The following is an 11,675-nucleotide window of genomic DNA, read 5'->3' on the forward strand; positions in this document are numbered from 1 at the left end:
TGATTAAAATGTACAATTCAAACCCAGTTGGAACATCCTTGCACGCGGGAAAAAGTTATTGTCAAGCCCGCCTGATATTTCCGGGTCAAGCCCCTTGTATTTAGTGATTACAAATACATTTTGAACCCCGCCGTTAACACGGATCTTTAGTCTTTTTACGTCGGGAAATGAATAGCCAATGTTTATGTTATCCATACGGAAGAAAGATGCATTCTGTATGTAAAAATCAGACATGTTGGTTTGTAAAGCAGTGGTAAACTGGGTTTCTTCAGCCGCTTTGGTTTGATTTGCCAGGTATCCAAGTGATGAGTATAAACCGCGGTAAGTGCTGCCTGCTGCTACGTTATTGTAGTTGTAGTTACCCAGGCTTAGCCTGCCCGAAAAGCTAAAATCCCATCTTTTGTAACTTGCCCTTGAGTTTATACCCATTTGTATTACAGGATCGGGATTTTGGTAAATGTACAGGTCGCTGCTGTTTATTACATCATCGCCGTTACGGTCTGCATAAGCCCCTTCAATAGGCTTTCCGTTTGTATCATATATCTGCTGGTAAACATAAAATGAACCTGTCCGGCTGCCCACCACATGTGCCTTGATAGTATTAAATGTACCGGATATGCCACCAAACTGGAGGATGGTGCCTGTGTTTCCGTTTAATGAAAGGTTTGTAATTTTTGTACGGTTGTAACTTAGATTGTAGCCCAGGTTCCAGTTAAAATCCTTTTTAGCCGCTAAAACCGCGTTAAGGCTAAACTCGATACCCTTGTTTTCGCTATCACCTACGTTCGTTAACACAAATGCCGAAAAATTGGTACCGGCCGCGGCAGGTACAGTACTTAGCAGATCTTTGCTTTTCCTGAAATAAACATCTACTGCACCCGATAACCTTCCGTTGAGAAATCCATAATCCAACCCAAAGTTTGTAGTTGTTGTAGTCTCCCACTTAATATTGGCATCATAACCGTCCGGACGCAGGGTATTATAAAATGCATCACCGAGCTGGTACCGAGACGTTTGATCACTTATGGTATATTTGGCCAGATACGGGTAATTATTTTTGGTAAGCAGATCCTGCTGCCCCGTAACACCATACCCTACACGAAGTTTCAGGTCAGATACCGTGTTACTGTTCTTCAAAAAGTTTTCTTCTTTTAATCGCCAGGTAAAAGCAGCCGCAGGGAACCAGCCCCATCTCCTGTCTTCTGCAAAGCGTGATGTGCCGTCTCTTCTTACAGTAGCGGTTAACTGGTATTTATCCTTAAATGAATAATCCAACCTGCCGAAGAAACCTGCCAGGTAATATTCTGTAATGTAACTGTCTAGCGGCTGCGGCGCGGTGCGGGCAACGTCTGACGACTGGCTTTTACCATCATTATAAAAATGCGACCACGAATAACCTGCGGTAACATTTAACCTGCTTTGTATTGATTTTATATCCTTTATGTAATTCAGGTAAAAATCAAACAGTTTATTTTTTTTGTTCTCTTCGTAATTATTGAGCCTTCCGCCTGCTACAACCGGTATGTAAACCCATTGCGTACTGTCGCGCGCGTTATTATGGCCGAATGACTGGGCATAGTCATATCCAAGGTTTACATTGGCATGCAGGTCGGGCAAGAAGTGCATTTTATAATCAAGCTGTACGTTGCCAATACTTCTTCTTACTGTTGATTTATTATCGGTAAGTTCAAGCTGTGCAACGGGGTTTGCCGGGGCCAGCGTTACCGGCGCGCCGTTTATATCAGTGTTGCCGTTATCCGTCCATGTGGTATAACCCCGCCAGCGCGTGTTGCCATTGCGCACAGGCTTAGTAGGATCGTAATTGATAGCGTTGCCGATAGCAGCCTGCTCCGCAAAATTATTAGTGTTATATAAGCCTTTTAAGTTGATGTGGATATTCAGGTGGTTTTTAAGCAGGCTGGGATCTAACCCAACCGCTACCGTGGTGCGTTTAAAATTGTAGGTTTTTAACACACCGTCGCTATTGTTATAGCCTAACGATACACGGTAAGGCAAATTTTTTGCACTGCCTGAAAAACTTATGTTGTGGTCTTGCCCAAAAGCATTTTGATATATTTCTTTTTGCCAGTCGGTATTTTCGGTTCCTAACAGCGCGGTTACCGCCGGGATGTTGCCATATACCTTATTTACCACTGATCTGAACTCGTCGCCATTGTAAACATCTACGTGTTTAGGCAAAGTGGATAATGAAGCAATAACGTTATAATTTATTTGAGCCGGACCTTTTGTACCGCGCTTGGTTGTTATAAGCATTACCCCGTTTGAAGCCCTGGCTCCATAAATAGCCGTAGCAGATGCATCCTTTAACACCGTAATGTTCTCGATGTCATTAGGGTTAATGGTGGCTAATATGTTTGACGCTCCACCCATCAGGAAGTTATCAACCGGTACGTTATCAATCACTATCAGCGGATCATTACTACCATTGATAGATGCGCCACCCCGTATGCGTATGGTTGAAGCATTGCCCGGCGCGCCACTGTTTGAGGTAATTACAACACCTGCGAGTTTACCTGTAATGGCTTCCTGTAAAGAGTTAACCGCGCCCCGGTTAAAATCTTTAGCGGTAACCACGCCTATTGAACCCGTCGCATCGCTTTTACGCACTGTGCCGTAACCAATTACCGCAACTTCATTTAACGCCAGCGATGAAGGTTCCATTTGCAGGTTTACGGCGGCTCCAGCTTCAGCGGTTTGCTCAAGGTTTTTGTATCCTATAAAACTGGCTACCAACGTTTGCGGGCCCGCCGGAACATTTGATAGCTTAAAGTAGCCATTAACGTCGGCAGCAGTACTAAGATTAGTGCCTTTTATGCTAATTGTAACCCCGGGGAGCGGTAGGTTACCGTCATCAACTACGCGCCCGGTGATGACACCAGTTTGGGCAAAAACCCAGTTGGACAGGAATACAAAAAACAGCAGTAACCTGTACCTAAAGGAGTAGATCTTTTTCATTTAGTTTAGAGATTTAATATTGGTTTAACTGGTTCCTGAGCACCTGCTCAGTTCGCAAATCAAAGGAAAGAAGGCGATGACCAAAAAGCAACCTGATGAAGAGCCGATATAGAAAATATCAGCGAATAATTGGTTATAAAACAATGATTATCAACTATTTAATCATTGTTTTATATGTAACAAATATAGAAGTATTATTACCGGAAAGTATAGCTTATACCGCCTGTATCTCCATTATACGATCCTCAAATTCGTCATTCGCGATGGTTGATTTGGTTTTAACACGGTTTTTGTACGCGTAAATGGTATTTACAGAATACCCGAGTATTTTTGATATCCGGTCATTATCATGTATGCCCATACGTATAAGGGCAAATATCCGCAGTTCGGTGTTCAGCAGTTCACCTACAGGGATAGCCATGCGGTCTTCGGGCTTAAAAAGGGAGTTAAACTTTTCTATAAAGTCAGGAAACAAACGCAAGAATACCTTGTCAAACGTATTGAACAATTCGCGGCGTTCATTTTCAAGGTTAAGGTTATTTACTGCCTGCAAGGCATCTTCATAACGTTTACTGGCTAATTTTTTATCCAGAGATTTTTTAAAGTTCTCCAGCTTTTCAATATAAACCGAATTGATATTGAAATAGTAACCGATGTATTCATTTTTCAGCGTATTAGCGACGCTTAGCTTTTTGTTTACTTCGCTAAGTGTCGCATTAGTTTCCTGAAGATTGGCATTTGCGGCCTTAATAATATTGTCTGCTATTCTTAACTTTTTTAATTGCCTGAAAATAATCACTGCAAAAACCACCACAAAAATCACCAATAAAGTGATGACCGATGAGTATATATACAATAACTTCTTTTGATGCTCTATCTGGCTTATCCATTGCGCTTCGATAATAGGGAGAATGCTGCTTATTTTAACCTGTCGATGCAAAGCGCCATAAAAGGTTGCCTCTTCCATAGCCTGCTTGATATATACATATGCATTTTCGATATCACCACGTTTAAATAAAATATCAGCGAGTTTATAGCTGGCTACAGTTTCTTTAGTGGCCGACTGGATATCAGATATGGCTGCCTGTATCAACAACTCCACCGAAGCAGTTTCGTTGCCCCTTATCTCGTTTATATAACTCAGGCAACAGGCGTTAATGGCAAATTGATGCGATGTTAAGCCCGGCATACTTAACAGGGCGGTGTAAACCTTCAGCCCTGCGGTATGATCTCCGGTGCGTAAATTACGTAATCCTTTAAGCTCTAAGTTATTGTACGAGCCAGGCTTGCTTAGTGCCAGGGCAGAATCAATGCATCGTATACCCTGCGGGTTGTAAAGCGCGGAATAATCAGCGTTACGGTTATAGTCTGACAGGTCAAAAAAAGTACGGGCCTTTAAGTAATAATACTCTATTTTGTAATCAACCGGCAATACGTTTAAGTTAATACTGTTTAACACCTCCAGGGTCTCTTTAAACAGTCCGGATGACAGAAGTGTAAACCCCATCTGCATTTTGGCAGATGCTATCAACAACGGATCATTTAAAGCGGCGGCCGTTAGCTGAAGTCTTTTAGCATAATGATATGACGAGTCATAGCTGAACGTTTTGTATTCCTCGTATAACTTTTGGCAAATGTTATATTCTGTTCGCAGGTTCTTTAATTGAATTAACTGCTGCCGTAGCTTGTTTATTCTTTCTTCCTTTTGCTTAACGTACAGGTGTTTCTTACCTAAAACTTTATTAAGCTCTTTAAATAAACTGTCTGTTCGTACTGCCCCGTAACTATTGTGCATGGCAACGCATAGTAATGTACAAAGCAGCAAATACCGGTTGATTTTCATGGTTTGATTAACCGCAATACAAAAGTTTATAATAAGCATCGAATGTAATAATTATAATAAATTATCTGCTTACCAATATCAATTAGGTATGCTTCGATTTCTCGTCCCTGAAACAGCATTAAGCGCAAGATAATTATGGAATTATACCTAAAACGTTTATTCGGGAAATTACACAAAAAACGCCATTTCCGGAATCGGAAATAGCGTTATTGGTTGTTTGAAAGAATTGCTGGATTGATTTTACATTTCGCGTTTGGTTACCCTTACCCAGTCTACAAGCATTTTTGCTTTACTGCTCTTTACCAACTGCAGGCTGCTTTCGGGCATGCCGTAATACGGTTTTTTAACCCCATTTATCTTTACAGGATAAGCTCCCCCAAGGGCGTAATTAAGTATGAGGTATTTGGGGGTATCAAATGCCCACTTACCATAATGCTCAACCATTTTACGGTTAACACGGAACATAAGTTTACCGTCATACTTAAACAGCATTTCGTTAGGGGTCCAGTCTACCGCGTAAACGTGCCAGCCGGTGGCCTCGTTACCTTTTTCAAAATACTGCCGGTTTACAAAAGGCGTTTCGCCGCTGTAACCGGGGCCGTGTACTGCCGCGCTTACCCAGTCCTTTTCACCTACATACTCCATTATATCAATTTCGCCTGTTTCCGGCCAGTTGCCGTTACCAAGCAACCACCAGGCAGGCCACAGACCATCACCCTCAGTAACTTTTATGCGGGCTTCGGCTGTGCCGTAAGTGAAATCAAACTTGCCCTTTGTATTTACCCTGCCTGATATAAAGTTAAATGTACGCCCATCGGTCGTTTTAAAATTCGGCGAAGCATGTGGCCGCAGTACCAGGGCGCCATTTTGGGCCCCTTCGGCATCGGCTCCTGATACCGTGAAAATAGTTAGCGGCGAATCAACATAAGCCTGCAACTCATCATTAACATGTATACCTGTAACTTCTGCATTCCATTTACTGCGATCAAGCATAGTGTCAGAAAAGTCTTCAAAAAAGACTACGGTACCTTTAGGCGCCTGTTGAATTTTGCTGGGCGGAGAACAATTTATAAGCAGGGTAACACCGGCAATAACCGTTACCGCGAATAAGAATACATTTCTATTGTTTTTCATTTACATAATTGCTTAATGTGTTATTTGCTACGATTAAGGCCGTAGCATGCCTGTTCATACCGTCCTCAGTATTACTGCAGAGCATGTATAAAACCTGTAATTCGTGTTTATGTGGCTACCGGTAAACCCTTACATAATCAACTTCCATTGATGTATTACTGAAATTAGGGTCAACCGGGCCTCCAAAAGTGCCACCCATGGCAACATTTAAAATAATGAAGAAATCATGATTAAAAGGTATCGAGCTGTTGTTGGGGAAAGTGTGGTATAACTTATCATCAACATAAAACTTAATAGCTGAGGCCGACCATTCTGCCTTGTAGATATGAAACGCGGTATTAGCATTAGCTATCGTGGTGCTTTTGGTATCGGCATTGCCGCCCGAGCGACCCGGGTGGTGCAATGTAGAATGTATTTTGCCTGGGTCAGAACCTCTGTACTCCATAATATCTATTTCGCCGCACGCCGGCCAGCCTACCGAACTAAAATTGCTGCCAAGCATCCAAATTGCAGGCCATGTACCGCCACCAGTGGTAAGCTTAGCTTTCACTTCAACCGTTCCGTAAGTAAAATCAAACTTGCCCCGGGATAGGAGCCGCGTAGATGTATAGGCACTTCCGCTGAAGCTTTCCTTTTTAAGCATTATCTTTAATACCCCATCAGCTACTATAACATTTTCCGGACGGTTGGTGTAGTATTGCAATTCGGCATTGCCCCAGCCGTTATCCCCCGTTCCGATATCGTAACCCCACTTTGAAGCATCCGGCGCGCCGGGTGTGTTAAATTCATCTGACCACAACAATGATGAGCTTATTGTAACCGTTACCTGTATTGATTTTGATATGGTTTTATTGCTTTTACTTTTTGCAATTACCTGCACGGTATACACGCCTGCCGCCGGATACTGGTAAGTTACCACGCCTGCCACCACATTTTGATAAGTGCCGTTGCCGAAATCAAAATCATACGACGCCGCATTTTTTGCCGTTGCAGTAAAAGTTACGTTACCGCTGTTATCCGGATTTACAGTAGCAAAAACCTCCAAATCGGAAGGAGTAACGGGGGTGGGCTCAGCCCCCCCGTTACTTTTTGAACAGTACGTAAGCAGCATTGCTGCTACCAGAAAAAAAGATGCCCGAATGAATTTCATATATATTATTGTTTTACTTTCAACTTTTGATACCACGCTAATCCATCAGCTCCAATATTGCGCAAATGCACCTGGGTATCTGATATTGATAGTATTTCATACGTTGTTCCGCCTGTACCGAAGTTTATAAGGCCATTACCCGGAACGGTAAACTGTATACGCGTAGAGTTTTCGGTGGTTGATGCCGAAGTGGCATCCATAAACACTAGGTTACGCGGTGCAGCTACGTCAAAATCATAACAATTATCGGGGCCGGTTTTACCGTAAAACGCCGTTGAAGCTTCAGTAAAGAACGACTGGCCTTTGTTATCTATTGTCATTGAAATATTATTGTTGGCATCAGCCGCAAAGGTTATTTCGTCGTCATATAAACATTCAGCGCGTTGATTAGGGCCGGCTTCGTAGTAACTTGGCCAAAACAAATCTGTTGGACCGACACCCACATGACCAACAGTTTCCCTGTCGGTAACCCAAACCTTTGACGTGCTTGTACCGCCTGTAAGGCCTTTAACAATAACCTCAGGTATTACAAACGCTACAAATACAGTTACCTTTTTGCTGATAGTTGAGGTAGCGCCACCAGCTCCTATAGCATTTACAGTAATTGTGTAATCAGCTGTGCCGGGGTTGTTGTACTTGTAAGTTAATTTGCCCGAGGGCACCATTTGAGTTTTACCATCGCCAAAATCAAATTTGTAGCTGATAGCATTTGTTGAAGATACGTCGATAGTTACATTTCCTTTGCCATCACCATTAGGTGTGGCCTCTGTTACACCCTCAACGGTAGCATTAATACTCAGGTCGCCGGGATTTTTTATATCACCATAACTGTATTGAGTTTTTTTACACCCGGAAAAGCCAAGTACCGAGGTAACCAAAACGAGGGCGATTATTTTTATATTTAATTTCATGATCGTCTTGTTTTTGAATTAGTTAAGCGTAATGTCATCAAAGAACCAGGTAAAGTTTGCAGAACCATCGCCCATAGTACCATTATCAAATATTAATACCAGCTTTTGATAGGTATTGGCTGTATTAATAGCGCTATAATCAAACGTTAATTCTTCCCACGCATTTGCCTGGGTTGTTAAAACTTCCTTCTCGAAGTTGATTCCACCATTGGTTTGATTTTCGATTTTCAGTAAAACTTTAGCACCCACCCTTGGCGAGTAAACTTTCATTTTAAAGGTTTTTTTAGTCGAAAAGTCAACTGTATGGTCTAACGGTAATACACTGCCGCCATAAGTCTGGCCAGCATTTTTTACCATTTTACCAACTCTGTTACTTTGATTAATGCCGGTTTTATGGGGATTGTCAACCACTGTTGAGTTACCACCTTCAAAATCAACAAAGCCGTAAGTAAGCGTCGTCGACTCAAAATTCAGCGGAATATCAACCGAAGTTGGCTCGCCCGACTCAAATTTCACGTCATCCCAGTAAAACTTTTTACCGCTGCCGGCTACACCGAAATCAAAAAATAACGAAGCTTTGTCGTAATAAAACAGCGGGTTTAAAGCAGGCGTACCTGATGAGTTGTTATTAAAGTCAAATGTTAGTGTTTCCCAGGCATTAGCTTTAGTAGTTACCGCATCGGTTTCCACCGAGTTTCCGCCGTTTGCATGCTCCTCAACCTTTAATTTTATGGTTATACCAGCCGCGGGCGAATAAACCCGAACGCTCATTTGTGAATTTGCCGAGGTAAGCGGTATACGGCTTGCAAAACCTGCAGGCGTACCAATGGTAGTGCCAGCCCATGTTTCGGCTCCGTTTGGCTTGGTAGTGAGTTTTACCTTGTTAGCAGCGTTAGCAGGATCCACCTCATCGGTAGTTTGGTTATTGCCGAAATCGGTAACGGTGTAATTAACGGTAGCGGCGTCAAAAGTTACCGGTAAATCTATCTGTATCAGCGACGGCACAAATTTAAGGTCGTCCATGTAAAAGGTTTTCCCGCTGCCGGTTGCACCAAAGTCAAAGAAAACGCTGGCTTTATCATAAGTGGTACCATCGTTTAATGCCGGCGTACCTGCCGCATTGTTGTTAAAGTCGAAGGTAAGCGTTTCCCACTGGTTGGCTTTAGTAGTGTTTACATCAGTTTCTACCGAGTTTGCACCGTTGGTATGGTCTTCCAGTTTTAATTTAACAACCAAGCCAGCTGCAGGCGAATAAACTCGCATGCTCATTTTAGAATTATTAGTTTTTAAAGGCACCGGCGTAGCAAACCCCGCGGCAGTGCCTAATGTGGTACCTGCCCACACTTCTGCCCCGGCAGTTTTAACCACTTTAAGTACTTTGTTACCACTCACGGAAGGGTCGGCTGCAACTGATGCATTGTTACCGCCAAAGTCGCTCATGGTGTAATCGAAATTAGGGTCGTCAAACGCTACAGGCAGATCCAGTTGTTTGCCCACCTTAATAGTTTGGGTAAATTCAGCGCTGGCAGCACCGCCGCTTAGCGCAACTACACGAATAGTATATTCGCCTGCTCCGGCGTAATTGTGTGATACCGATTCGCCTTGCAACACTGGATCAAACGGCTCAGGATTTTCGCCTGTCGCGTCGCCCCAGTACACCCTAAACAGTGTTTCGTACAAAGCCTCGGCGCTGATGCTTACATTTAAACCGTTAATTGTTGGTGTAACCTTAAGTTCCTCGGGCGCCCTGAATGATACCGTAAGCTCCTGCGTCTTTTCGATAGTTTCGCCCTTAAGGCTACGGCCTACTACCTTTACATTATAAACTCCCTCTGCATATACATGCCGGGTGTTTTGGCCGGCCTGCAATTTTACGGGAGCGGCGGTGCCGTCGCCCAAGTATACGTCGTATGAGGCTATGCCTTCGCCGTTAGGTATAATAGTAACCTGGCCGGTGTTATCCTGCGTGATGTTAAACATCACCGATAGTTTACCGGGCGCGCCAATGCCGTTCACAAAGGATGTATCTTCAAACTTCTCCTTTTTACATCCGGCCAGCACAGTAACTAAAAGTACTATGCTGAGATAATATTTTATTGTTTTCATTGTGTTTCGTTTAAATGGTAGTTGAATTAATAGCCCGGATTTTGTGTTAAGCCTGATATCCTTACTTCAAGCTGCGGTATTGGGAATAATTCATGCTTACCTGCCTGGAAACCTTCAAGCACAGTAGCCGCTTGCCCGGTACGCACCAGATCAAAAAACCTGTCGCCTTCCATAGCCAGTTCTAATCGTCTTTCGTTCCAGATAGCCTGCGTAAGCGCTGTGCCGGTTGCAGTTATATTGTGATTTTCATCACCAAAGGCACGCTTCCTTACATCGTTTAAATACTGCTGCGATTTAGATGCATTAGGAGCTGAGGAACGGTTAATGGCTTCGGCTGCCATTAATAACACTTCTGCGTAACGCAATATCCTGAAGTTATTTAAGTAATTTAATTCAACCTGACCGGAAGTTTCGCCCTTGCGTGGCAGATACTTTGCGTTGTAAAAGCCTGTGTTTTTGTACGGAGCCTCCTGGTAAGTAATACTCAACCCAGGGTTGTTATTTTTATAGGCTTCAATATCAAGTATAGTAGCGTCCTTCCGTTGGTCGCCTGCCTGGTAAGCGTCCGCCAGGTCCTGTGTAGGCAGGTTAGTGCTCCATCCCGGCGCGTAAGGCATATCTGCGCTGCCATTCAATCCGCGTACCCCGTTTTGCTGTACTGCGTAATTTCCCTGGCCACGATTGTATCCGGCCCAATTATAATAAGGCGAGCCATTGGTGTACTGTATCTCAAACAATGATTCAGGTCCATTTTCGCCTGCAGCCAGATACATTGATGCAAAATCATCAACCAATGTAAATGCCTTGGCGTTGATTATAGACTCCAATACCGTAGCCGCCTGGTCAAATTTTCCCTCATACAGCAATACCTTGCCTAATAAAGCCTGCGCGGCATATTTAGTAATACGACCTTTTTGCGCTTGCGTAGGTGGCAGCACATTTATGGCAGCATTTAAATCTACTTCAATTTGGGCGTAAACCTCAGCTTTGGGTGAGCGCTGCAAGGTGCGTGAATCCGTCACATCTAAACGCTTATCAACAAACAAAGGCACATCGCCCCACATGCGTACAAGCGTAAAATAATAGTAAGCGCGTAAAAAGTATATCTCCCCGTACAGGGCGTCCTTTCCGGCAAACTCAACAGTTTCGCCGGCCCGGTTCTTTTCTTTGTTCTGGTGAAGGTAGTTGCAACGGTTAATCCCTTCGTAAGCAACCCGCCATAAATCTTCTATGGCGCTATTGTTAGTGGTAGTAGTAAAGTCATCTACCTGTTGCAAAGCAATCACATCTGAAGCTGCTTCACCACCCGTAACAGAATTGTCTGAGGCTATATCACCTATCGGAATCACTTGATTAAGCCATTGCACCGGTGTATAGGCACTAACGGCCATGGTGCGGTAATCCGTTTCTGATTTTAGGTAATCAAGGTCAGTTATAACAAAGTCTTGCCGTGGGTTATAATCCACAAACTTTTTGCAAGAAGAGCCGGTAACGCCAACAAGTACAGTCGCCGCCATTATATATATATGTCTTTTCTTCATTGTATTAATTATTA

Annotated in this window: 7 protein-coding genes; all 7 read right to left on the bottom strand. The window is 43.3% G+C overall.

What is annotated here, in order from left to right; all coding sequences use genetic code 11:
* Window positions 1-3: 3 nt before the first annotated feature.
* Window positions 4-2,976, bottom strand: a complete 2,973-nt coding sequence (locus tag DJ568_RS07370; protein ID WP_114004612.1) for a SusC/RagA family TonB-linked outer membrane protein — start codon at window positions 2,974-2,976, stop codon at window positions 4-6.
* Window positions 2,977-3,190: 214 nt separating this feature from the next.
* Window positions 3,191-4,819, bottom strand: a complete 1,629-nt coding sequence (locus DJ568_RS07375; protein ID WP_147238722.1) for a DUF6377 domain-containing protein — start codon at window positions 4,817-4,819, stop codon at window positions 3,191-3,193.
* Between the two features lie 240 nt (window positions 4,820-5,059).
* Window positions 5,060-5,953 carry a glycoside hydrolase family 16 protein gene (locus DJ568_RS07380; RefSeq protein WP_114004614.1) on the bottom strand — a complete coding sequence of 298 codons (894 nt, stop codon included), beginning with the start codon at window positions 5,951-5,953 and terminating at the stop codon, window positions 5,060-5,062.
* Between the two features lie 115 nt (window positions 5,954-6,068).
* The gene (locus DJ568_RS07385; protein WP_114004693.1) at window positions 6,069-7,103 is read right to left on the bottom strand and encodes a family 16 glycosylhydrolase; all 1,035 of its coding nucleotides are present in this window, start codon (window positions 7,101-7,103) and stop codon (window positions 6,069-6,071) included.
* Window positions 7,104-7,108: 5 nt separating this feature from the next.
* On the bottom strand, window positions 7,109-8,014 hold the full coding sequence (locus tag DJ568_RS07390; RefSeq protein ID WP_114004615.1) for a PKD domain-containing protein: 906 nt from the start codon (window positions 8,012-8,014) through the stop codon (window positions 7,109-7,111).
* Window positions 8,015-8,032: 18 nt separating this feature from the next.
* Window positions 8,033-10,120 (bottom strand): hypothetical protein, encoded by a 2,088-nt coding sequence (locus tag DJ568_RS07395; RefSeq protein WP_114004616.1) that lies wholly within the window; start codon window positions 10,118-10,120, stop codon window positions 8,033-8,035.
* 26 nt (window positions 10,121-10,146) lie between these two features.
* The gene (locus DJ568_RS07400) at window positions 10,147-11,661 is read right to left on the bottom strand and encodes a RagB/SusD family nutrient uptake outer membrane protein (protein ID WP_114004617.1); all 1,515 of its coding nucleotides are present in this window, start codon (window positions 11,659-11,661) and stop codon (window positions 10,147-10,149) included.
* Between the last annotated feature and the right edge of the window lie 14 nt (window positions 11,662-11,675).

Origin of the sequence: Mucilaginibacter hurinus, assembly GCF_003324525.1 — a bacterium.
Taxonomy (GTDB): domain Bacteria; phylum Bacteroidota; class Bacteroidia; order Sphingobacteriales; family Sphingobacteriaceae; genus Mucilaginibacter; species Mucilaginibacter hurinus.

What these genes read in the sequence shown, in the direction of transcription:
- DJ568_RS07370 (WP_114004612.1), bottom strand. Translation starts at nt 2,976, where the DNA reads ATGAAAAAGATCTACTCCTTTAGGTACAGGTTACTGCTGTTTTTTGTA.
- DJ568_RS07375 (WP_147238722.1), bottom strand. Translation starts at nt 4,819, where the DNA reads ATGAAAATCAACCGGTATTTGCTGCTTTGTACATTACTATGCGTTGCC.
- DJ568_RS07380 (WP_114004614.1), bottom strand. Translation starts at nt 5,953, where the DNA reads ATGAAAAACAATAGAAATGTATTCTTATTCGCGGTAACGGTTATTGCC.
- DJ568_RS07385 (WP_114004693.1), bottom strand. Translation starts at nt 7,103, where the DNA reads ATGAAATTCATTCGGGCATCTTTTTTTCTGGTAGCAGCAATGCTGCTT.
- DJ568_RS07390 (WP_114004615.1), bottom strand. Translation starts at nt 8,014, where the DNA reads ATGAAATTAAATATAAAAATAATCGCCCTCGTTTTGGTTACCTCGGTA.
- DJ568_RS07395 (WP_114004616.1), bottom strand. Translation starts at nt 10,120, where the DNA reads ATGAAAACAATAAAATATTATCTCAGCATAGTACTTTTAGTTACTGTG.
- DJ568_RS07400 (WP_114004617.1), bottom strand. Translation starts at nt 11,661, where the DNA reads ATGAAGAAAAGACATATATATATAATGGCGGCGACTGTACTTGTTGGC.